Genomic DNA, 21,927 nt, shown 5'->3' on the forward strand with positions numbered 1-21,927 from the left:
AGGCGGCCAGCGCAACCGATGGCGGCCCCGCAAAACAGGCGAAAAAAGCGTAGCTTACGCTTTGTAAATGAGCATTTTGATGGGGGCGCCCAGCTCGGACTCGCGCACGAGTATGTTTTTAACGCTGCGATGGCAACGAAGGTAGCCATTAGAGGTGCCCTCCACTGCAGCCAAGGATTCGCCACAAAGGGAAAGTTTATTCGAGATCATGGCCAGGTACGAACCCAAAGCCTGTCGCAACTGAACTCGCTACAGGATTGAGGAAAAGGTCGCCCTGAACGCTCGAGTGATGGAATCAGCGAAACGCGATAAGCAACCGGATTGTCGAAAACGACCTGATGCTCAGGCCACTTGACCTTCCATCATCAAAGCCAGGAGCGCTCGCATTGCAGCCCTGGACTGCTGACCGACCGGCGGCACTTGCGCCATAATCCGCCACCAGCCCTGGGAGGTCACCATGATCCGCCTATGCGCCTCGGACGAACTGGCCGAAAGCCGGAGCCGGGGCTTCAACCTCGATGATCTGCATCTGCTCGTGGTGCGCAAGGACGGCCAGGTGCATGCCTACCGCAACCGCTGCCCGCATCGTGGCGTGTCCTTGCAATGGCAGCCGGACGACTTTCTCGACGACAGCGCCAGCCTGATTCGTTGCGCCACCCATGGTGCACTGTTTCTCATCGACTCCGGTGAATGCGTGGCCGGCCCCTGTGCCGGGCAGGCACTGCAGGCCCTGCCCTGCCGCGAGGAAGCCGGCAGCATCTGGCTGCTGGGCAGCGAATCTTGATCCCTGTCAGGCTCGGGCCCAGCCAAGCGACTAGACTGCAATCAGGGTCATCGCGCGGGAGACGGGCAATGGATCACTATCATCTGATGTTGGCACTGCTGATTGGCGGCTTTCTGCTGCTGGGGGTGGGTTTCAACTTTCGCGAGCACGAGTGGGGCGTGCGCCTGCTGGGTTTCGGCGTACTGATCATGCTGGTGCCCATTGCCCTGCGGGTGCACCTGGCGTTGGCATAGGGCTCTGACCACCGTAGGGTGCGCCATGCGCACCGATCGCTATTCATGCAGGCATGGCGTTACGAAGAGCCGGTGCGCGCAGCGCACCCTACGGCCGTTGCCAGCGCTCGGCAGCGACCTGATCGCTGTCGCGCCCTTCCACCCAACGCGGGCCCTCGGCGGTATCTTCCTTCTTCCAGAAGGGCGCCCGGGTCTTGAGATAATCCATGACGAAGTTGCAGGCATCGAACGCGGCCTGTCGGTGAGCGCTGCTGACGCCGACGAAGACGATGGGCTCGCCCGGCTCCAGGCGACCGATGCGGTGAATGATCTCGGTACCCAGCAACGGCCAGCGCTCGCGCGCTTGCTCGGCAATCTTGGCCAGGGCCTTTTCGGTCATGCCGGGGAAGTGTTCGAGAAACATGCCGCCGACTTCGCGCCCCTCGTTGAAGTCGCGCACGTAGCCGACGAAGCTGACCACCGCGCCGATGCCGAGGTTGGCGGCATGCAGAGCATTGAGTTCGCTGCCGGGATCGAAGGGTTGGGCTTGGACGCGGACGGTCATGCGCTGGTTCTCTCGAGGGTAGCGATGGTCAGGGGCGGCATCAGCCACCGGTAACGGTGGGAAAGAAGGCCACCTCGTCGCCTTCGGCCAGCGGCTCGTCGAGGCTGCACAGTTCCTGATTGCGCGCGCACATCAGGTTCTGCTCGCTGAGCACCTCCCACTCGCCGCCACGGGCCAGCAGGTGCAGGCGCAGGTCGTCGAGGGTGACGAAGTCGCCGCTGACCTGTTCCTCGTCACGGCCCAGGGCTTCACGGTAACGGGCGAAATACTGCACGCGGATCATGCTTGCTCCTCCAGCTTGTAGTGACCGCTCTTGCCGCCGAGTTTTTCCAGCAAGCGTACTTGCTCGATCACCATGCCGCGATCCACCGCCTTGCACATGTCGTAGATGGTCAGCGCGGCGACGCTGGCAGCCGTCAGCGCTTCCATTTCGACCCCGGTCTGGCCGGACAGTTTGCAGCGCGCGACGATGCGCACCGCGTCGTCACCCTCGGCGCTCAACTCGACCTTGACCCCGGTAAGCATCAGCGGGTGGCACAGAGGGATCAGATCGCTGGTTTTCTTCGCCGCCTGGATGCCGGCGATGCGCGCCACGGCGAACACATCGCCCTTGGGGTGCTCACCGGCGACGATCATCTGCAGGGTGGCGGGCAGCATGCGCACGCGCGCTTCGGCGCTGGCCTCACGGAAGGTGGTCGCCTTGTCGGTGACATCGACCATGTGCGCACGGCCTTGGGAATCGAGGTGGGTCAGCACGGCAAAACTCCTGACGGGAATCGACCGATTGTAGCAATAGCAGGCGGCAAGTACCGTAGCCCGGATGCAATCCGGGGATTGGGGTGCCAAGCGTCCCCGGATTGCATCCGGGCTACAGGCTGAAAACGAAGACCCGGAGCCTGCGAAGGCTCCGGGTCTTTTACTTGCAGCTTGTAGCTACATGTGGCTTTCGGCGTACTCCGCCAGGATCGAGCGCGGTACGCCTTGCAGGGTGATGTGAACGCCGTGGGGGAAATCCTTGAAGCGTTCGGTGAGGTAGGTCAGGCCCGAGCTGGGCGCCGACAGGTAGGGGGTGTCGATCTGCGCCAGGTTACCCAGGCACACCACCTTCGAGCCGCTGCCGGCGCGGGTGATGATGGTCTTCATCTGGTGTGGGGTGAGGTTCTGGCACTCGTCGATGAGGATCAGGCTCTGTTGGAAGCTGCGCCCGCGGATGTAGTTGAGGGATTTAAATTGCAGCGGCACCTTCTGCAGGATGTAGTCGACGCTGCCATGGGTGCTCTCGTCGTCCATGTGCAGCGCTTCGAGGTTGTCGGTGATGGCGCCGAGCCAGGGCTCCATCTTCTCCGCCTCGGTGCCGGGCAGAAAGCCGATCTCCTGATCCAGCCCCTGCACGCTGCGGGTGGCGATGATGCGCCGGTAACGCTTGCTGACCATGGTCTGCTCGATGGCCGCAGCCAGCGCCAGGATGGTCTTGCCGGAGCCGGCGGCGCCGGACAGGTTGACCAGATGGATGTCCGGGTCGAGCAGCGCGAACAGCGCCAGCGCCTGGTGGATATCGCGCGGTTTCAGGCCCCAGGCTTCCTGATGCAGCAGCGGCTCCTGGTGCATGTCGAGGATGACCAGTTCGTCACCCTTGATCGCCTTGATCCAGCCGACGAAGCCTTGCTCATCGAGGATGAACTCGTTGACGTGCACCGCCGGCAGGTTGTCGGTGAGCTGCACGCGATGCCAGGTGCGGCCGTGATCCTGGCGCGTCTCCACCTTGCTCACGCGATCCCAGAACGAGCCGGGCAGATCGTGATAGCCTTTGGATAGCAGCGAGACGTCATCCACCAACTGGTCGGTGTGGTAGTCCTCGGCATCGATGCCACAGGCACGAGCCTTGAGGCGCATGTTGATGTCCTTGGTCACCAGCACCACGGACAGACCGGGATTGCGCGTCTTCAGCTCGACGAGCTGGTTGATGATCTTGTTGTCGTTGAGGTTCTCCGGCAGCCAGGTCACCGGCGAGGCACTCTTGCTCATGAGGATCGACAGGCTGCCGCATGGGCCGCTCTTGCCGCGCTGGATGGGTACACCGAACTCGACGTCTTCGGGTTCGGCCCCGGCGAGGATCTGATCGATCAGGCGGATCGCCTGGCGGCATTCGGCGGCGACGCCATGTTTGCCGGATTTCAGTTTGTCGAGTTCCTCCAGCACCGTCATCGGAATGGCGACGTGGTGTTCCTCGAAGTTCAGCAGGGCATTGGGGTCGTGGATCAGGACGTTGGTGTCGAGGGCGTAGAGGGTTGGAGCGGTGGGCTTGGAGCGTCCGTGGTCATCCATACGTCGGTCACCTTCTTGTCGTAGCCGGGCGACGCAATACCTAGGGCGGTGCTGCGCCGGACAGAGACCGCCGATTTTTCAGATCGGGGCCGAAAGGTGGCAAGCAAGGTGAGGGCCAATGGCCGCCACCTGTCTGCAGGTTTCGGCGGTCTTGCTTTTTAGATACTCCAAAAAAGATGACAGGCAAAAGAACTTTTCAGCTTTTTGAACTTTATTTTTCTTCTCGACGAAAAGCGCTTGGCGACCCCAGGTGACAGGGTTACAGTCCGAAGTCCTACCTGCTGCGATTCGTTTCACCCACCCGCCCCCATTTGCAGCACGCCGTGCCAATCGGGTGCAGGGCACCTCTAAAAACTACCTGCGTTGCCATCGCGGCGTTAAAAACAGGCTCGTGCGCGAGTCCGATCAAAATGCTCATTTACAGCGCGTAAACTGCGCTTTTTCGCCTGTTTTTGCCTTGCGCTGGCTGTCTCGCCTACGTTTTTAGAGGTGCCCTGCAGAGGGTGCTCCACCCGAATCCTTGCCAGCCCCTTCGCGAGCAGAGCTCGCTCCTACAACGCCTTGCTCAATCGCACCGATAGGTGGCCTTGCCTATCGCCATGCTTCTAGAATCGCCGTCACGTTTTCTGGAGACCTGCACATGCTGATGGTGATTTCACCGGCCAAGACCCTCGACTACGAGACACCGCCGGCAACCCCGCGCTTCACCCAACCCGAATACCTCGACCACGCCCAGGAACTGATCGCTCAGCTACGCGACTTCAGCCCGGCGCAGATTGCCGAGCTGATGGGTCTGTCGGATAAGCTCGCCGGCCTCAATGCCGCACGCTTCGGTAGCTGGCACCCCGAATTCACCCCAGAGAACGCCAAGCAGGCCTTGCTGGCATTCAAGGGCGACGTCTATACCGGCTTGAATGCCGAGGATTTCTCCGAGGCAGATTTCGACTTCGCCCAGGCGCACCTGCGCATGCTCTCCGGCTTGTATGGCGTGTTGCGCCCGCTGGATCTGATGCAGCCCTACCGCCTGGAAATGGGCACCAAGTTGGCCAACCCACGCGGCAAGGATCTCTACGCTTTCTGGGGCGAGCGCATCAGCACCTGGCTGAACGAGGCACTGGCCGCACAGGGCGATGACGTGCTGCTCAACCTGGCGTCCAACGAGTACTTCGGCGCGGTCAAGCGCAAGGCGCTCAATGCACGCATCATCGACACCGAGTTCAAGGATCTGAAGAACGGCCAGTACAAGATCATCAGCTTCTACGCCAAGAAGGCCCGCGGCCTGATGGCGCGCTACGTGATCAAGGAACGCCTGCGCGACCCTGCTGGCCTCAAGGACTTTACCTATCAGGGCTATCGCTACTCGGCCGAACACTCGAAAGCCGACAGCCTGGTGTTCCTGCGCGATCATCCCGAGGGCTGATCGCTCACACCTCCCCCCGTGCCGCGTCCTTGCGGCACGCCCCTCCCCGCTCAAACCCCGCACTACTTCACACTTTCAGCTTTAACTTCCCAAACATAGAACTTATCCGCACGGGTTTTATCCCATAACAGCCAAGGCATTAATACGGCGCGTGCCATCATGCAACTTGCAAAGTTGCCATCATGCAAGCTGCAATAATGCCATTATTTTAATAGCCACTACCGTTCAGCTCCGGTTCAGCATTTTGACGAACGGTCGGAACTATCAAGGAAGCCCCGAACTCATACAGCGCACACCATGATCGCTCGTAACTTCTCGTTACGCCTGATAAGCCAAGCGCTATTAAGGTGATATCGAAAGTTCCAACCGAGCCAACTTCAACTGCGCATAAGGGAGAGACCGAAGCACTGCAGACCATTGATATAGAGCCCTCCATCAGGGCAATCGAAACAATATCCAAGGGCCATCACCCAGTATAAAGGCCCCATTCTGGTGCTCCATCCAGCACCACCCTCTACTTATGCCTAAACGAACTCGCTGACTGCCGTACAGCAAGTTCAAGGACTCGCTTGGCCTAAATAAAGTGGCCAGGTTTTAAATTGCATCAAACGGACGAGGTGAAAACCATGCGTATCAGTATCTTCGGTTTGGGTTATGTGGGCGCAGTTTGTGCCGGCTGTTTGTCGGCTCGCGGCCATGACGTAATCGGTGTGGATATATCCGCGAACAAGATCGACCTGATCAACAATGGCAAATCGCCCATCGTCGAGCCGGGCCTGGAAGAACTGCTGCAACAGGGTCTGCGCCAGGGTCGCCTGCGTGGTACGACCGATGTCATCGCAGCCGTACTGGAAAGTGATGTGTCGTTCATCTGCGTCGGCACGCCGAGCAAGAAGAACGGCGACCTGGAGCTGAACTACATCGAAGGCGTGTGCCGCGAGATCGGCCTCGCTCTGCGCGACAAGGCCGAGCGCCACACCGTGGTGGTACGCAGCACCGTACTGCCGGGCACCGCGAAGAACGTGGTACTGCCGATTCTCGAAGACTGCTCGGGCAAGAAGGCCGGCGTCGACTTCGGCCTGGCGGTGAACCCCGAGTTTCTCCGCGAAAGCACCGCGATCAAGGACTACGACTTCCCGCCGATGACCGTCATCGGTGAGCTGGACAAGGCCTCCGGCGACCTGCTGGAAAGCATCTACAGCGAGCTGGACGCGCCGATCATCCGCAAGGACATCGAAGTCGCGGAGATGATCAAGTACACCTGCAACGTCTGGCATGCGGCCAAGGTCACCTTCGCCAACGAGATCGGCAACATCGCCAAGGCAGTCGGCGTCGACGGCCGCGAGGTGATGGACGTGGTCTGTCAGGACCACAAGCTCAACCTGTCCAAGTACTACATGAAGCCTGGCTTCGCCTTCGGCGGCTCCTGCCTGCCCAAGGACGTACGTGCCCTGAACTACCGCGCCAGCAGCCTGGACGTGGAAGCCCCGCTGATCGGCTCGCTGATGCGCAGCAACGCCGCCCAGGTGCAGAAGGCCTTCGACATCATCGCCAGCCACCATTCGCGCAAGGTCGCCCTGCTCGGCCTGAGCTTCAAGGCCGGCACCGATGACCTGCGCGAAAGCCCGCAAGTGGAACTGGCGGAAATGCTCATCGGCAAGGGGTTCGACCTGAGCATCTATGACCGCAACGTCGAATACGCCCGTGTCCACGGCGCCAACAAGGACTACATCGAGTCGAAGATCCCACACGTTTCCTCGCTGCTCAACAGTGATCTGGACGACGTGGTGGCGAAGGCCGACATCATCGTCCTGGGCAACAGCGACGAGCGCTTCGCCAAGCTCGCCGAGCAGGCACCGAGCGGCAAGCGGGTGATCGACCTGGTGGGCTTCATGCCTCACGCCAGCAATGGCGTGGCCGAAGGCATCTGCTGGTAACGAGGCCGCGAGCTACCGCCTGGTCAATCCCGGGCGGTAGCCGGAGACGCATATGGACAAGCTCAAGAACGGCCTCAATCAGGCCAGCGGCTGGATACTCTATCTCAGCCTGCTGATGCTCCTGGCACTGGCTCTGCCCCGTACGGTGTTCGACCCCGATTCGCGGAATTTCCTCCTGCTCATCGGCATCGTCGGCATCTGGCGTTATTCCATGGGCGCCATGCACTTCGTGCGCGGCTGCCTGTTCCTTTACCTGGTGTACCCCTGGTATCGCCGCAAGGTGCAAAAACTCGGCAAGGACGCCGACCCCTCTCATGTATTTCTGATGGTCACCAGCTTCCGCATCGAGGCGCTGACCACCGCCATGGTCTACCGCTCGGTGATCCGCGAAGCGATCGACTGCGGCTACCCCTGCACCGTGGTCTGCTCGATCGTCGAGCTCTCCGACGAGCTGCTGATCAAGAACCTCTGGGCCCAGGCCCAGCCGCCAGCACGGGTCAAGCTGGACATCGTACGCATTCCCGGCACCGGCAAGCGTGACGGCCTGGCCCACGGTTTCCGCGCCATCTCCCGGCAGATGCCGGATCGCGATGCGGTGGTGGCGGTGATCGATGGCGACACCGTGCTCGAAGCCGATGTGGTGAAGAAGACCGTGCCCTGGTTCAAGCTCTTCCCCAACGTCGGCGGCCTGACCACCAACGAGTTCTGCGAGGTACGCGGCAGCTACATCATGAGCGAGTGGCACAAGCTGCGCTTCGCCCAGCGTCACCTCAACATGTGCTCCATGGCGCTTTCCAAACGCGTGCTGACCATGACCGGGCGCATGTCCGTGTTCCGCGCCAGCGTGGTGACCGACCCCGAATTCATCCGCGACGTCGAAGCCGACCACCTGGAGCACTGGCGCCTGGGCCGCTTCCAGTTCCTCACCGGTGACGACAAGTCTAGCTGGTACAGCCTGATGCGCCTGGGCTACGACACCTTCTACGTGCCGGACGCCGCCATCAACACGGTGGAACACCCGCCGGAGAAGAGCTTCATCAAGGCCAGCCGCAAGCTGATGTTCCGCTGGTACGGCAACAACCTGCGGCAGAACTCACGCGCCCTGCGTCTGGGCATGGGCCGCCTCGGCGCCTTCACCAGCCTGGTGCTGTTCGATCAGCGCGTGTCGATGTGGACCTGCATCCTCGGCCTGTGCGTGGCGATCATCGCCAGCATCAAGTACAGCGTGATGTACCTGCTGGTCTATCTGCTGTGGATCGGCCTGACCCGCCTGATCCTGACCCTGCTGCTGATGCTGTCCGGCCACCGTATCGGCCCGGCCTACCCGGTGCTGCTCTATTACAACCAGATCGTCGGCGCCCTGGTGAAGATCTACGTGTTCTTCCGCCTCGATCAGCAGTCCTGGACGCGCCAGAACACCAAGCTCAACCGCGGCCTGTCCAGCTTCGCCAACTGGTTCAACAGTTGGTCGTCACGCGCCATGACCTTCTCTGCTGCCTCTGTATTCATCGCCGCGCTGCTGGCGCTGGTATGACCGAACTCGAATAGGAATTAGCCACCATGAACTCCGTCGCCAATCTCAACGTCGTCCATGAGTCCGAAGCCCAGCGCCAGCACGCCCGTGTCAAGCTGCCCGGGCGCCTGCGCTACACCACCGCCAAGGGCGAACGCGTCGATGCACGCCTGCAGGATGTCTCTGCCGGCGGTTTCAGCTTCACCAGCGAGAAAACCACACACAAGGTCGGTGACTATCACCGTGGCCAATTGCAGTTCCAGCTCGACGGCCTGGTGCTGGGGCTGGATGTGGAATTCCAGGTCAACGCCGTGCAGGCCGAACACAACCGTGTCGGCTGCCAGTTCCATAACCTTGGCGCACGTGAAGCGGCGGCCCTGCGCCACCTGATCAGCGCGCATCTGGGGGGTGAGCTGATCAACGTCGGCGAGGTGCTGCACATCCTGCAGCGCGACAACTTCACCAAGGCACGCAAGAACGGTACGGGCGGCGGCATGAGCATGCTCGGTCGCCTGCGCGCCGTGACCTTCAGTGGCGCCATCTTCCTCGTCGGCCTGGCGGCCTTCGGCTACATCGGCAAGTCGGTGTATGGCCTGTACTTCGTCACCCATGCCAAGTCGGCGCAGATCAGCCTGCCCGCGCTGCAGGTCACCATGCCGCGTGAAGGCAGCGTGCAGGCCCTGGTACAGCCAGACGCCGTGGTGGAAAAAGGTGCGCCCATCGCCACCTTCACCACCAGCATGCTGGAGATGCTCAAGGGCCACCTGGGTGAAGACCAGCTCGAACCGAGCCAGATCGAGGCCCTGTTCGCCCGCGAGATGCAGGGCACCCTGACCAGCCCGTGCAACTGCAAGGTTGCTCGCCAACTGGTGGCCGACGGTCAGTTCGCCAGCAAGGGCGACGTGATCTTCGAGCTGGTGCCACAGGACGGCGTCGCCACCGTCGCCGCCAGCTTCCCCTATCGCAACCTGGAACAGGCACGCCCCGGCACCCCGGTGACCTTCAAGGTGGCCGGCGAGGACGATGCCCGTCATGGCCAGATCATCAGCACCAGCCTGCACGACGGCGGCCTGAGTTCGGACATCCGCGTGGTGATCAAACCGCAGGACGTGCTGCCGGCCAACCTCGCCGGCCAGCCGGTGGACGTGGTCATCGACCGTGGTCCGTCCCTCGGCGGTCTGGTCGACCACGCCGTAGCCGCCGGCCGCTGAGGAGATCGCCGTGAGCATGCCTCTACTTCGCCCTGCCCTGCTCGGCCTGGCCGTCAGCGCCACGCTGGTCGGCTGCGCCGGCCTGCCGGACGAGCGCCTGGCCCGCGAAGCCCTGCAAAGCGGCGATCAGCAGACTGCCGAATGGCATTTCCGCCAACTCGCCGAGATGGGCTACAGCAACGCGCAGATCGGCCTGGCCGATATCTACGCGGCCAGCGGCCAGAACCAGGACATGCAGGAAGCCGAGCGCATCTATCGCCAGGCCCTGGATGGCTCACCGCGCGCCGAAGCGCGCCTGGGCAAGCTGCTGGCGCGCAAGCCCGGCAGCACCCTGGTCGAGCGCCGCGAGGCCGCCGAACTGCTGGAACGTGCCAACCGCGCTGGCGAGCCCAGCGCGCTGCTGCCCCTGACCGAACTCTACCTGTTCTACCCACAGGACTTTCCCACCATGAACGTTGCCCAGCGTATCCATGACTGGCGCCAGCAGGGCCTGCCGCAGGCCGAACTGGCGCAGATTCTCCTGTACCGCAGCGAAGGTTCCTACGATCAGCACCTCGGCGAGATCGAACGCATCTGCCAGGCGCGCCTGACTCAGGAAGAAGCCTGCTATGCCGAACTGGCCACGGTCTATCAGAAGCAGGACCGCGCCGATGCCCGCGATGCCCTGACCGAGCGGCTGCTGGCCGGCTACCGCGCCGGTCGCGTCTCGCCCAACCAGGTCGAGGCCGTGGCCGGGGTGCTGAGCGACCCCGAACTGGGCCAGCCGCAACCACAACGCGCGCAGGAGCTGCTGGAAGCCATCGCCCCGGATTACCCCGCCGCCTGGGTCAGCCTGGCCCGCCTGCTCTACGACTACCCGCAGCAGGGCGATACCGAAACCCTGCTCGGCTACCTGGACAAGGGCCGCGAAGCCGCCCTGCCGCGCGCCGAACTGCTGCTCGGACGCCTGTACTACGAGGGCAAGCTGCTGCCCAAGCAGCCGCACAAGGCCGAGGAACACCTGCGCAAGGCCGCCCCCAGCGAGCCCAGCGCCAACTACTACCTGGGGCAGATCTACCTGCGCGGCTACCTCGGTGAGGTCTATGCGCAGAAGGCCCTCGACCACCTGCTCAGCGCCGCCCGCGCCGGCCAGCTCAGCGCCGACTTCGCCCTGGCGCAGATGTACAGCCAGAAACGCGGCATCAAGCCGGATCCGGTCAATGCCTACGTCTTCAGCCAACTGGCCCTGCCCCGCCAGACGCCGCAGACCCAGGAGCTGGCCGACGCCATCGCCGCCAGCCTGACCCCAGCCCAACTGGCCGAAGGCCAGCGCCTGCTGCGCGAAGAGCGCGAGGTACGCGGCAACGTCCTGCAGCAGCAGGCCGCCCTGCAGGTCAGCCAGCCATGAACAAGGATTTCTGCATGCAGTTAAACAGGATCGTCAGCCAGCTAGGCCTGAGTGCCAGCCTGCTGGTCGCCAGTGCCGCCAGCACCGCCTGGGCGGCGGAGGTACCGAGGAATTTCGGCCTGGACGTGAAGATCACCGCACAATCGGAAGACGACCGTGACCTCGGCACCCGCGAGGGTGGCGACGTCAGCGGTCTCGGCCTCGACCTGCGCCCCTGGGTCTATGGCGAGCGTGGCGACTGGAGCGCCTTCGCCATGGGTCAGGCGGTCACCGCCACCGACACCATCGAAACCGACCCGTTGCAGGACGACGGCGAAGACAGCACACAGCGCGGCGACGCGCGCCAGCCGGACAAGAGCTACCTGGCCATGCGCGAGTTCTGGGTCGACTACGCCGGCCTCACCGCCTATCCCGGCGAACACCTGCGCGTGGGCCGCCAGCGCCTGCGCAGCGATGACGGGGCCTGGATGGACACCAACATCGAAGCCGTGCAATGGCAATTCGATACCACCCTGTTGCGCGCCAAGGCTGGTGTCGCCGAGCGTTTCTCCGAATACCGCACCGATCTCGATGACCTGGCCCCCGAGGACGAGGATCGCCGCCACTACTTCGCCGGCCTCGACTACCAGTGGACGCCCGGCCACCGCATCGGCGCCAACCTCCATCACAGCCGCGACGACGGCCATCTGGCGCGGCCCGGCGAGCGCCTCGACGAACTGAGCAAGCGCTACACCGGCGACCTGACCTGGTACGGCTTGCATGCCGATGGCGGTTTCTTCGAGCGCAACTCGCGCAACCGTCTCAACTACTGGGCGCAGTTCACCTGGCTCAAGGGCGACACCGATCAGTTGCAACAGCAGGTGGTCGGCAACGAACGCCAGGCCACCGGCTCGCGCAGCCAGGACGTGGATGCCTGGGCCGTGGATCTGGGCCTGCGCTACGACCTCGACGACAACTGGAAGGTCGGCGCCGCCTACTCCCGCGGCAGCGGCGGTGGCGACGAGGACAAGTCGCGGCAGTTCATGCAGACCGGCCTGCACAGCAACCGCGCCAATTTCACCGGCGTCGAATCGCGCCTGCACCGTTATGGCGAGGCCTTCCGCGGCGAGCTCTCCAACCTGCAGGTGGCCAGCGCCTTCAGCTCCTGGGAGCTGAACGAGGACTACGACGCCAGCCTGGTCTACCACCGCTTCTGGCGCGTCGACGGCGATCAGGACGTCGGCGACAGCGGCATCACCGCACCGCTGGTGGCCGGCGAGAAAGACCTCGGCCAGGAAGTCGACGTGGTGCTGACCCGCTACTTCAAGCAGGGCCTGCTGCCGGCGGCCGTCGCCGAACAACTGGACGAGCGCTCGGCCCTGGTACGTCTGCGTGCCGGCGTATTCCGCCCGGGCGATGCCTATGGCAGCGGCACCGACTCGGTGATGCACCGCGCCTTCGTCGACTTCATCTGGCGCTTCTGAGGGATCGGATCATGCAACCCAATGGCTTAGCCCTACCCCTGCTGCTCAGCGCGCTGTGTCTCACGGCGCCGCTGGCACAGGCCAACCCGCAGGACAACCTGCTCGACTACCGCGTGCGTAGCGCGCCGGCCGACGAGCTGCACATGGAAGCGCCCAAGCTGCCGGACCTGTCCGGCTACACCAAGGAGGCCGTGCTGGCCAAGATCCCGCACGGCGCCAAAGGCAAGGTGGTGGTGCGGCGCATGCTGCGCCAGGACGCGCTGAAGGATTTCACCGGCGGTAACGAACGCCTGCGCGAATGGATCAAGCGTCAGCAGGGCATGCCCCAGGCGATCTTCATCGAAGGCGGCCTGGTCACCGCGCAGGATCTGGCCGATGCCCTGCCCGACAGCCAGTTCGCCGAGCAGGCACCGGGCGTGTACCTCGCCCGTCTGCCCATCGTCGTGGCTCAAGGCGCGGCGCTGCACGTCGGCAAGGACACCCGCGAACTGCGCCTGTCGCAGGAGCGTGGCGCGTTCCTGATCAACGACGGCCTGATGTTCATTACCGATACCCGCGTCACTGCCTGGCGCGAGGCCGACAACGGCCCGGCCACCTTCCGCGATCCCAAGGAGTTCCGCCCCTTCCTGGTGTCCTGGGGCGGTAGCGAGCTGTACATCGCCAGCAGCGTGATCACCAGCCTGGGTTACGACAACTCCAAGTCCTATGGCGTGTCGATCACCCAGTACACGCCGAACATGCATGCACGCCTGCAACGCCCGGAACCGACCGGCTGGTTGATCGACTCGGAATTCGTCGACCACTGGTACGGCTTCTACTGCTACGAGGCGCAGAACGTGGTGATCAAGGGCAACACCTACCGCGACAACATCGTCTACGGCATCGACCCGCACGACCGCTCGCACGGCCTGATCATCGCCGAGAACGAGGTGTTCGGTACCAAGAAGAAGCACGGCATCATCATCTCGCGCGAGGTCAACGATAGCTGGATCATCAACAACCAGAGCTACGACAACAAGCTCTCGGGCATCGTCATCGACCGTAACAGCGTGCGCAACCTGATCGCCCACAACCGCGTGCACGGCAACCACTCCGACGGCATCACCCTGTACGAGAGCGGCGACAACCTGCTGTGGGGCAATCAGGTGCTGGGCAACCAGCGCCACGGCATCCGCATCCGCAACAGCGAGAACATCCGCCTGTACGAGAACGTCGCGGCGCTCAACCAGCTCACCGGCGTCTACGGCCACATCAAGGATCTGTCCGACACCGACCGCAACCTGAAGCTCGACCCGTTCGACACCAAGGTGTCGATGATCATCGTCGGCGGCACCCTGGCCGGTAACGGCTCCAGCCCCATCAACATCGACTCGCCGCTGTCGGTCGAGCTGTACCGCGTGAAGATGCTCGCCCCGAGCAAGAGCACCGGCATCCAGCTGGCCGGCATTCTCGGCGAGAAACAGGACGAAATCCTCGACCTGCTGCTGCGCAAGCGCCAACCCGTGCTGATCGACCCGGTCGGCCCTGCGCAGATGACCAACTGACGAGGCCCAAGCATGAGCGTATCCAAACTCAAGACCCTCGCCCTGGCGGTGACCTGCGCCGCCTACGGCAGCCTGCTGCAGGCCGCCGAACGCCCCGCTCCAGAGTATCAGGTGCAGGACTGCTGCTCGCTGTGCCCGGCCGCGCACGATGCCAGCAACTACACCACCAACTACATGAAGAACTTCGTCACCCTGCTCGACGCCCGCGATGGCTGGCTGTTCCGCAGCGTGGAAGACCTGCGCACCGAGTTCGGCACCAACGAGACCGGCTACCGCTACCTCAAGGAACTGCGCGACGGCCTCAAGCAACGTGGCGTGGAACTGGTGGTGGTCTACCAACCCACGCGCGGCCTGGTCAATCGGGAAAAGCTCGCCCCCGAGGAGTACCAGCGCTTCGATTACGACAAGGCCCTGCGCAACTACCGCCAGACCCTGGCGCGCTTCGAGCAACTGGGCATCTGGGTGCCGGATCTGACGCCGCTGACCGACGAGAAGGACGCCAAGGAGTTCTACTTCCGCCGCGACCAGCACTGGACCCCCTACGGCGCCGAACGCACCGCGCGCCTGGTGGCCGAGACGATCAAGCGCATCCCCGGCTTCAGCGATCTGCCGCAGAAGGAGTTCGTCACCGAGCGCATCGGCCTGATGGGCAAGACCGGCACCATGCAGAATGTCGCCAGCCAGCTCTGCGGCACCGGCTATGCCGTGCAGTACGTCGACCAGTTCCTCACCGAACCCAAGGATGCCAGTGGCGGCGATGCCCTGTTCGGCGACGAGAGCAGCCCGCAGATCGCTCTGATCGGTACCAGCCACAGCGGCAAGAACTACAACTTCGGCGGTTTTCTCGAACAGTACCTGGGCACCGACGTGCTCAACGCCGCCTTCCCCGGCGGCGGCCTGGAAGGGGCGATGCTCGAATACCTGGCCAGCGATGCGTTCCAGAATGACCCGCCGAAAATCATCGTGTGGGAATTCTCACCGCTCTACGACCTGGCCTCGGACAAGACCCACCGCCAGCTCATGGCGGCGCTGAACAACGGCTGCAGCGGCCAGACCGCGTTGCTGAGCAGCGAGAAACGCCTGCGCCCCGGCAGCAACGAGGTGCTGGTCAATGGCCAGAACAAGTTGCTGACCCTGCCCGGCAACCGCCACCAGCTTGACCTGCGTTTCAGCGACACCTCGATCAAGCGCATCGACGCGACCATCTGGTACCTCAATGGCCAGCGCGAACAGCTCAAGCTGGAAAAGCCCAACACCGTCGACACCGACGGGCGTTTCACCTTCGAGCTGCGCGACGGGCCGGGCTGGGGCGAGGAGAACTTCTTCGCCCTGGAACTCCAGAAGCCCGAGGACAGCGCCGACGACGTCAAGGTGCAGGCCAGCCTGTGCCAACGTCCCTCCGGCCCTGCCCAGCAGGTCGCCCACAACGCCACCGAAAGCTGAGGTTCGCCATGCACAGACTCTCGCCACTTGCCCTGCTCAGCGCCCTGCTGCTCAGCAGTGCGGCGCATGCCGCCCTGCAACCACCCGCCGGTTACCGCGCCCCCGTGGAGCAGCGCCAGGGACATGCCGCGCCCTGCTCGGCAGCGCCGCAGCCGTACATCGGCGAGATGCACTTCACCAGCAAGTACGCCGGCTCCGACAGCGCGCGCGCCACGCTCAATGCCCGTGCGGAGAAGAGCTTCCGCCAGCAGACCTCCGACATCACCCGCCTGGAGAAGGAAGCCGGGCGGCTGATCACCGGCTACATGCGCACCGGCCAGCGCGAGCGCCTGGACTGCGCTATCCAGTGGCTGGATCGCTGGGCCAGTGCCGATGCCCTGGAATCCGAGCGTTTCAATCACACCGGCAAGTCGATCCGCAAATGGGCGCTGGGCAGCCTCGCCGGCGCCTGGCTACGCCTGAAGTTCTCCGAGTCGCAGCCGCTGAAGGACTACCCCGAGCAGAGCGAGCGCATCGAGCGCTGGTTCCTCAACCTGGCCGAACACACCGTGCGCGAGTGGAGCGACCTGCCGCTGAAGAAGATCAACAACCACAGCTACTGGGCCGCCTGGTCGGTGATGGCGGTGGCGGTGGTCAGTGACCGGCGCGACCTGTTCGACTGGTCCGTGGAGCAGTTCCGCGTCGCCGCCAACCAGGTGGACGACGAAGGCTTTCTGCCCAACGAGATACGTCGCCGCCAGCGCGCCCTGGCCTACCACAACTACGCCCTGCCACCGCTGGCGATGATCGCCGCCTTCGCCCAGGCCAACGGCGTCGATCTGCGCGGCGAGAACCATGGCGCCCTGCAGCGCCTGGCCGAGCGAGTGCTGGAGGGGGCGCAGAACCCGAAGATCTTCGCCCAGCGCAGCGGCGCCAAGCAGGACATGGGCGAACTGCGCAAGGACTACAAGTACGCCTGGCTGGCACCCTACTGCAGCCTTTACGACTGCGGCCCGCAAGCCCGCGAACTGAACAAGGACATGGGGCCGTTCAACAGCTTCCGCTTAGGTGGCGAGGTGACCCAGGTGTTCGGCAAACCGTAGGAGCCGGCTTGCCGGCGATCTGCCTTGCACAGCGTCGCCGGCAAGCCAGCTCCTACAGGAAGTAGCAAAAACAAGCCCCTCGCAGGCGGGGGGAAAGGGGGGCGCTGCCCCGAGTCTTCACGGAGAAGCAAGGATGGTCTTTTCATCCAACGTCTTTTTGTTCCTGTTCCTGCCGATCTTTCTCGGCCTGTACTACCTGTGCCCGAACCGCGGGCGCAACCTGCTGATCCTGATCGGCAGCTACATCTTCTACGCCTGGTGGCGGGTGGACTTCCTCCTGCTGTTCGCCGCCGTGACGCTGTGGAACTACGTCTTCGGCCTGCGCATCCAGGCCAACGCCGGCACCGAGGCGGCGCGGCGCTGGGTGGTGGCCGGGGTGGTCGGCAACCTGGCCACGCTGGGCTACTTCAAGTACGCCAACTTCGGGGTGGCCAACATCAATGCCGTACTCGAATCCATGGGTTTCGAGCCCTTCGTGCTGACCTCGGTGATCCTGCCAATCGGCATCTCCTTCTACATCTTCCAGTCCATCAGCTACCTGATCGACGTGTACCGCAAGGACACCGAGCCGACCCGCAACCTGATCAACTTCGCTGCCTTCATCGCCCTGTTCCCGCAACTGATCGCCGGCCCCGTGCTGCGCTACAAGGATCTGGCCGACCAGTTCACCGACCGCACCCACAGCCTGGACAAGTTCAGCGAAGGCGCCACACGTTTCATGCAGGGTTTCGTCAAGAAAGTGTTCATCGCCGACAGCCTGGCGCCGCTGGTGGATCACTGCTTCGCCCTGCAGAACCCCAGCACCGGCGATGCCTGGCTGGGCATGATCGCCTACACCGCGCAGCTCTATTTCGACTTCTCCGGCTACAGCGACATGGCCATCGGCCTGGGCCTGATGATGGGCTTTCGCTTCATGGAGAACTTCAACCAGCCCTATATCAGTCAGTCGATCACCGAGTTCTGGCGGCGCTGGCACATCAGCCTCTCCACCTGGCTGCGCGACTACCTCTACGTGCCCCTGGGCGGCAACCGCCATGGCACCTTCAACACCTATCGCAACCTGTTCCTGACCATGCTGCTCGGTGGTTTCTGGCATGGCGCCAACTGGACCTTCCTGATCTGGGGCGCCTGGCACGGCACCTGGTTGGCCATCGAGCGAGCCCTGGGGGTGAAGGCCGCACCGACCGTCTTCAACCCGCTGAAGTGGGCCTTCACCCTGCTGCTGGTAATGCTCGGCTGGGTGATCTTCCGCGCCGAGAACCTTGAGGTGGCCGGGCGCATGTACGCGGCGCTGTTCGCCTTCGGCGACTGGCACCTGAGCGAGCTGACACTGGCGCAGATCAGCAGCCTGCAGATGGCCACCCTGGCCCTGGCCTGGGTGGTGATCGCGGTCAATGGCGCGCTGCAGTTCCTCAAGCAGCACCAGACGCAGACCGGCAATGGCGCTCCCGTGCAGTGGCTACCCAGCGGGGCCGGAGTGATGAGCCGCGTGCACCACCGCACCCTGCTGCTGCAAGGCGCCCTGCTCCTGCTGTTCTGCGCCTCGCTGCTCAAGCTCTCGGCGCAAAGCTACTCCCCCTTCCTCTACTTCCAGTTCTGAGCGGAGGCCCGCCATGACGCGTTCATTCAAGACCCTGTACGTCGCCCTGTTCCTCCTGGCGCTACTGCCCACCAGCCTGCTGGCCCTGTCCAGCCTGGCCAGCTACGACATGCCGGCAGACCCCGAGGTGCTCGACGGCGAGCTGGCTCGCAGCATCGAACATCACTACGACGAGGAGTTTCCCCTCAAGCAGTTCGGTATCAACCTCTGGGCCGCCCTGGAGTACCTGGCCTTCGGCGAGGGCCGCGCCGGCCTGGTGATAGGCAAGGATGGCTGGCTGTACTCGGACGAGGAATTCGATGCGGTGGCAGACGGTCAACGCCAGATCCGCGACAACCTGGCGTTGATCCGCGGTGTGCAGCGCCAGCTCGAACAGCGCGACATCCACCTGCTGCTGGCCATCGTCCCGGCCAAGACCCGTCTGTACCCGGAGCACACCGGCAGCCATAGCCCCAGCGCTCTGCAACGCAACCTCTACCCGAGCTTCCATCAGGCCGTGCAGGCTGCCGGCATCGCCGCACCGGATCTACTCGGCCCGCTGCAGGCGGCCAAACGGGACGAACAGGTGTTCCTGCGTACCGACACGCACTGGACACCGGAAGGCGCCGAGGTGGCCGCCCGCACCCTCAGCGAGGTGATCCGCAGCGCCGTACCGCTGCGTGGCGAGCCGCAGCAGTTCGTCACCGAAACCGTGGAAACCCGCGATCACCAGGGCGACCTGACCCGCTTCCTGCCACTGGCGCCGCTGTTCGACAGCCTGATGCCGCGCGCCGACCGTCTGCAGCAGCGCGAAACCCACGCCGCCCAGGCCGGCGGTGGCGATCTGTTCGGCGACCGCGACATACCGGTGGCCCTGGTCGGCACCAGCTACAGCGCCAATCCCTCGTGGAACTTCGCCGGCGCCCTGCGCCAGTACCTCGAGCGCGATGTGGTCAACCACGCCGAGGAAGGCCAGGGCCCGCTGGTGCCGATGCTCAAGTACCTGCAGAGCGATGAACTGAAGAACAACCCGCCGCAGGTGGTGATCTGGGAGTTCCCCGAGCGCTACCTGCCGATGGCCGGTGACCTGAACGATTTCGACCCGAACTGGCTCGCCGCCCTCAAGGCAGACGGCGAGCAGCAAAAACTGGCTGCGGCCAATCGCTGATCCATCCCAAGGAGGACTACCCATGAAGACTCAAACCACCCTTCGTCGCTTCACCCTCGGTGCCTGCGCCCTGGCTCTCGGTCTGGGCATGCTCCAGGCTCACGCTGGTGACGCGGCCCTGTACGGGCCGAAAGCGCCCAAGGGCTCGGCCTTCGTCCGCGCCTACAACGCTGGCAATGCCGAGCTGGACGTCAAGGTCGGCGAGGTGCAGCTCAAGCAGGTCGCGCCGCTGGGCTCCAGCGACTTCAAGTTCCTGCCCGCGGGTAGCTACCAGGCTCAGGTCGGCAGCAACGCCCTGCCGGTGAAACTGGAAGCCGCGCACTACTACACCCTGGTCAACCAGACCGGCAGCGCGCCGCGCCTGGTGGAGGAGCCGGCCTTCAGCAACAAGCAGAAGGCCATGCTGCGCGTGCAGAACCTCAGCGACAGCAAGCTCAGCGTGAAGACCGCCGACGGCAAGACCCCGGTGGTCGCCGACGTGGCGCCGAACGGTCGCGGTGAGCGCGAGATCAACCCGGTCAAGGTCGGCCTGGCGCTGTTTGCCGGCGACAAGAAGATCACCGACCTCAAGCCGGTCACCCTCGAGCGCGGCGAAGTGGTCAGCCTGTTCGTCACCGGCGGCCAGGGCAAGTTGTCGCCGGTGTGGGTCAAGCGCCCCATCGACGGTTGAAGCAACAGGTTTCTAGAACAAGGAAAACGGCGGGCACACGCCGCACCGACACGACACGGGCATCCATCTCGCAATGAACGTTAAGGAGAGACACATCATGACCCCCATCATCCTTTCCGGTGGCAGCGGCTCCCGACTCTGGCCTCTTTCGCGCAAGCTGTATCCCAAGCAGTTCCTCGCCCTGACCGGCGAGCAAACCCTGTTCCAGCAGACTCTGCAGCGCCTCGCGTTCGACGGCATGCAGCCGCCGGTACTGGTGGCCAACCAGGAACACCGTTTCATCGTCCAGGAGCAACTGGAGCAGATCGGCCAGCAGGCGCAGTTGCTGCTGCTCGAACCCTTCGGCCGCAACACCGCACCAGCGGTGGCCATGGCCGCCCTGCAACTGCTGGCCGAAGGCCGTGACGAGCTGATGCTGGTACTGCCGGCCGACCACGTGCTGGATGACCAGCAGGCCTTCCGCCAGGCCCTGGCCCTGGCCACCGTGGCCGCCGAGAAAGGCGAAATGGTGCTGTTCGGCGTGCCGGCCAACCGCCCGGAAACCGGCTACGGCTACATCCGCGGCCAGGCCGACGAGGAACTGCCCGAAGGCGTGGCGCGGGTCGCCAGCTTCGTCGAGAAACCCGACGCCCAGCGCGCCAGCGAATACGTGAAGAGCGGCGACTACTTCTGGAACAGCGGCATGTTCCTGTTCCGCGCCAGCCGTTTCCTGGAAGAACTCAAGCATCACGACGTGGACATCTACGACACCTGCCTGCTGGCCCTGGAGCGCAGCCAGCGCAAGGACGTCGAGATCGCCATCGACCCGGCCACCTTCGCCTGCTGCCCGGACAACTCCATCGACTACGCGGTGATGGAGAAGACCAGCCGCGCCTGCGTGGTGCCGCTGGCCGCCGGCTGGAACGACGTCGGTAGCTGGTCGTCGATCTGGGAAGTGCACGACAAGGACGACGCTGGCAACGTCACCAAGGGCGACGTGGTGGTCGAGGACAGCCGCAACTGCCTGATCCACGGCAACGGCAAGCTGGTCTCGGTGCTCGGCCTGGACGACATAGTCGTGGTGGAAACCAAGGACGCCATGATGGTGGCGCACAAGGATCGCGTGCAGGACGTCAAGAAGCTGGTGAGCAGGCTCGACAAGCAGGGCCGCAGCGAAACCCAGAACCATTGCGAGGTGTACCGCCCATGGGGCTCGTACGACTCGGTGGACATGGGCGGGCGCTTCCAGGTCAAGCACATCACCGTCAAACCGGGTGCGCAGCTCTCCTTGCAGATGCACCACCACCGCGCCGAGCACTGGATCGTGGTCTCCGGCACGGCCAAGGTGACCTGCGACGACCGTGAGTTCCTGCTCACCGAGAACCAGTCCTGCTACATCCCGATGACCTCGGTGCACCGCCTGGCCAACCCGGGCAAGATCCCGCTGGAAATCATTGAAGTGCAATCGGGCACCTACCTGGGTGAGGACGACATCGAGCGCCTGGAGGATGTCTATGGGCGCAGCGATGCGCTAGCCGTCGGCGCCGCCCATTGAGCTGTTCGTAGCCCGGATGCAATCCGGGTCGATCCCGGCCCCGGATTGCATCCGGGCTACGCCTCTCCCACCGTTCATGCCCACCTACGG

At 63.9% G+C, this 21,927-nt stretch carries 19 protein-coding genes; 15 read left to right on the plus strand and 4 right to left on the minus strand.

Going from position 1 to position 21,927, the window contains the following annotated elements; translation table 11 throughout:
- Positions 1–457 precede the first annotated feature (457 nt).
- The gene (locus tag PVE35_RS19975) at positions 458–784 is read left to right on the plus strand and encodes a Rieske (2Fe-2S) protein (protein ID WP_277372760.1); all 327 of its coding nucleotides are present in this window, start codon (positions 458–460) and stop codon (positions 782–784) included.
- Between the two features lie 68 nt (positions 785–852).
- Positions 853–1,017 carry a hypothetical protein gene (locus tag PVE35_RS19980; protein ID WP_268178828.1) on the plus strand — a complete coding sequence of 55 codons (165 nt, stop codon included), beginning with the start codon at positions 853–855 and terminating at the stop codon, positions 1,015–1,017.
- 88 nt (positions 1,018–1,105) lie between these two features.
- Here the strand turns inward: PVE35_RS19980 and moaE are convergent, their stop codons facing one another.
- From moaE to PVE35_RS20000, 4 genes are all read right to left on the minus strand, one after another.
- Positions 1,106–1,561, minus strand: a complete 456-nt coding sequence (gene moaE / locus PVE35_RS19985; RefSeq protein WP_277372761.1) for a molybdopterin synthase catalytic subunit MoaE — start codon at positions 1,559–1,561, stop codon at positions 1,106–1,108.
- 40 nt (positions 1,562–1,601) lie between these two features.
- Entirely contained in the window at positions 1,602–1,844 is a 243-nt protein-coding gene (locus PVE35_RS19990) for a MoaD/ThiS family protein (RefSeq protein WP_268178830.1), read from the minus strand.
- Positions 1,841–2,317, minus strand: coding sequence for a cyclic pyranopterin monophosphate synthase MoaC (gene moaC, locus PVE35_RS19995; RefSeq protein ID WP_268178831.1), 477 nt, complete (start codon positions 2,315–2,317; stop codon positions 1,841–1,843). The genes PVE35_RS19990 and moaC overlap by 4 nt, the downstream gene beginning before the upstream one ends.
- Positions 2,318–2,494: 177 nt before the next feature.
- Positions 2,495–3,886 (minus strand): PhoH family protein, encoded by a 1,392-nt coding sequence (locus tag PVE35_RS20000; RefSeq protein ID WP_268178832.1) that lies wholly within the window; start codon positions 3,884–3,886, stop codon positions 2,495–2,497.
- A gap of 640 nt (positions 3,887–4,526) precedes the next feature.
- Between PVE35_RS20000 and yaaA the strand changes: the two genes are divergently transcribed.
- The 13 genes from yaaA to PVE35_RS20065 all read left to right on the plus strand — a co-directional run bounded on the left by yaaA (position 4,527) and on the right by PVE35_RS20065 (position 21,837).
- Positions 4,527–5,306, plus strand: coding sequence for a peroxide stress protein YaaA (yaaA, locus tag PVE35_RS20005; RefSeq protein WP_277372762.1), 780 nt, complete (start codon positions 4,527–4,529; stop codon positions 5,304–5,306).
- Positions 5,307–5,932: 626 nt separating this feature from the next.
- Positions 5,933–7,243, plus strand: a complete 1,311-nt coding sequence (gene algD, locus PVE35_RS20010) for a GDP-mannose 6-dehydrogenase (RefSeq protein WP_268178834.1) — start codon at positions 5,933–5,935, stop codon at positions 7,241–7,243.
- Positions 7,244–7,295: 52 nt separating this feature from the next.
- Complete coding sequence (gene alg8, locus PVE35_RS20015) at positions 7,296–8,777, plus strand: mannuronan synthase (protein WP_268178835.1); 1,482 nt, start codon at positions 7,296–7,298, stop codon at positions 8,775–8,777.
- Positions 8,778–8,803: 26 nt separating this feature from the next.
- Complete coding sequence (locus PVE35_RS20020; RefSeq protein WP_277372763.1) at positions 8,804–9,967, plus strand: alginate biosynthesis protein Alg44; 1,164 nt, start codon at positions 8,804–8,806, stop codon at positions 9,965–9,967.
- A 10-nt stretch (positions 9,968–9,977) separates the two neighbouring features.
- The gene (gene algK, locus PVE35_RS20025) at positions 9,978–11,354 is read left to right on the plus strand and encodes an alginate biosynthesis TPR repeat lipoprotein AlgK (RefSeq protein WP_277372764.1); all 1,377 of its coding nucleotides are present in this window, start codon (positions 9,978–9,980) and stop codon (positions 11,352–11,354) included.
- A gap of 14 nt (positions 11,355–11,368) precedes the next feature.
- Positions 11,369–12,817, plus strand: a complete 1,449-nt coding sequence (locus tag PVE35_RS20030; protein WP_277372765.1) for an alginate export family protein — start codon at positions 11,369–11,371, stop codon at positions 12,815–12,817.
- Positions 12,818–12,828: 11 nt separating this feature from the next.
- On the plus strand, positions 12,829–14,361 hold the full coding sequence (algG, locus tag PVE35_RS20035) for a mannuronan 5-epimerase AlgG (RefSeq protein ID WP_277372766.1): 1,533 nt from the start codon (positions 12,829–12,831) through the stop codon (positions 14,359–14,361).
- A 12-nt stretch (positions 14,362–14,373) separates the two neighbouring features.
- Positions 14,374–15,804 (plus strand): alginate O-acetyltransferase, encoded by a 1,431-nt coding sequence (locus PVE35_RS20040; protein WP_268178841.1) that lies wholly within the window; start codon positions 14,374–14,376, stop codon positions 15,802–15,804.
- Between the two features lie 8 nt (positions 15,805–15,812).
- Positions 15,813–16,886: a mannuronate-specific alginate lyase gene (locus PVE35_RS20045; RefSeq protein ID WP_268178842.1), complete on the plus strand. Its 1,074-nt coding sequence runs from the start codon at positions 15,813–15,815 to the stop codon at positions 16,884–16,886.
- A 133-nt stretch (positions 16,887–17,019) separates the two neighbouring features.
- Positions 17,020–18,486, plus strand: a complete 1,467-nt coding sequence (locus PVE35_RS20050) for an MBOAT family protein (RefSeq protein ID WP_277372767.1) — start codon at positions 17,020–17,022, stop codon at positions 18,484–18,486.
- Positions 18,487–18,499: 13 nt separating this feature from the next.
- Entirely contained in the window at positions 18,500–19,633 is a 1,134-nt protein-coding gene (locus PVE35_RS20055) for an alginate O-acetyltransferase (protein WP_277372768.1), read from the plus strand.
- 22 nt (positions 19,634–19,655) lie between these two features.
- A complete protein-coding gene (locus PVE35_RS20060; protein ID WP_268178846.1) occupies positions 19,656–20,303 on the plus strand; it encodes an alginate O-acetyltransferase AlgF in 648 nt (215 codons plus the stop codon).
- Positions 20,304–20,400: 97 nt separating this feature from the next.
- Positions 20,401–21,837, plus strand: a complete 1,437-nt coding sequence (locus PVE35_RS20065; protein ID WP_277372769.1) for a mannose-1-phosphate guanylyltransferase/mannose-6-phosphate isomerase — start codon at positions 20,401–20,403, stop codon at positions 21,835–21,837.
- The last annotated feature ends 90 nt before the right edge of the window (positions 21,838–21,927 follow it).

Origin of the sequence: Pseudomonas sp. AA-38 (genome assembly GCF_029457475.1) — a bacterium.
GTDB lineage: Bacteria > Pseudomonadota > Gammaproteobacteria > Pseudomonadales > Pseudomonadaceae > Aquipseudomonas.

Excerpts from the sequence above, each read along its gene's own strand:
- algG (WP_277372766.1), top strand. The coding sequence starts at position 12,829 with ATGCAACCCAATGGCTTAGCCCTACCCCTGCTGCTCAGCGCGCTGTGT.
- alg8 (WP_268178835.1), top strand. The coding sequence starts at position 7,296 with ATGGACAAGCTCAAGAACGGCCTCAATCAGGCCAGCGGCTGGATACTC.
- moaE (WP_277372761.1), bottom strand. The coding sequence starts at position 1,561 with ATGACCGTCCGCGTCCAAGCCCAACCCTTCGATCCCGGCAGCGAACTC.
- algD (WP_268178834.1), top strand. The coding sequence starts at position 5,933 with ATGCGTATCAGTATCTTCGGTTTGGGTTATGTGGGCGCAGTTTGTGCC.
- PVE35_RS20045 (WP_268178842.1), top strand. The coding sequence starts at position 15,813 with ATGCACAGACTCTCGCCACTTGCCCTGCTCAGCGCCCTGCTGCTCAGC.
- PVE35_RS20065 (WP_277372769.1), top strand. The coding sequence starts at position 20,401 with ATGACCCCCATCATCCTTTCCGGTGGCAGCGGCTCCCGACTCTGGCCT.
- PVE35_RS20030 (WP_277372765.1), top strand. The coding sequence starts at position 11,369 with ATGCAGTTAAACAGGATCGTCAGCCAGCTAGGCCTGAGTGCCAGCCTG.
- PVE35_RS20050 (WP_277372767.1), top strand. The coding sequence starts at position 17,020 with ATGGTCTTTTCATCCAACGTCTTTTTGTTCCTGTTCCTGCCGATCTTT.
- PVE35_RS19980 (WP_268178828.1), top strand. The coding sequence starts at position 853 with ATGGATCACTATCATCTGATGTTGGCACTGCTGATTGGCGGCTTTCTG.
- yaaA (WP_277372762.1), top strand. The coding sequence starts at position 4,527 with ATGCTGATGGTGATTTCACCGGCCAAGACCCTCGACTACGAGACACCG.
- PVE35_RS20020 (WP_277372763.1), top strand. The coding sequence starts at position 8,804 with ATGAACTCCGTCGCCAATCTCAACGTCGTCCATGAGTCCGAAGCCCAG.
- PVE35_RS19975 (WP_277372760.1), top strand. The coding sequence starts at position 458 with ATGATCCGCCTATGCGCCTCGGACGAACTGGCCGAAAGCCGGAGCCGG.
- PVE35_RS20060 (WP_268178846.1), top strand. The coding sequence starts at position 19,656 with ATGAAGACTCAAACCACCCTTCGTCGCTTCACCCTCGGTGCCTGCGCC.
- PVE35_RS20000 (WP_268178832.1), bottom strand. The coding sequence starts at position 3,886 with ATGGATGACCACGGACGCTCCAAGCCCACCGCTCCAACCCTCTACGCC.
- PVE35_RS19990 (WP_268178830.1), bottom strand. The coding sequence starts at position 1,844 with ATGATCCGCGTGCAGTATTTCGCCCGTTACCGTGAAGCCCTGGGCCGT.
- PVE35_RS20040 (WP_268178841.1), top strand. The coding sequence starts at position 14,374 with ATGAGCGTATCCAAACTCAAGACCCTCGCCCTGGCGGTGACCTGCGCC.
- PVE35_RS20055 (WP_277372768.1), top strand. The coding sequence starts at position 18,500 with ATGACGCGTTCATTCAAGACCCTGTACGTCGCCCTGTTCCTCCTGGCG.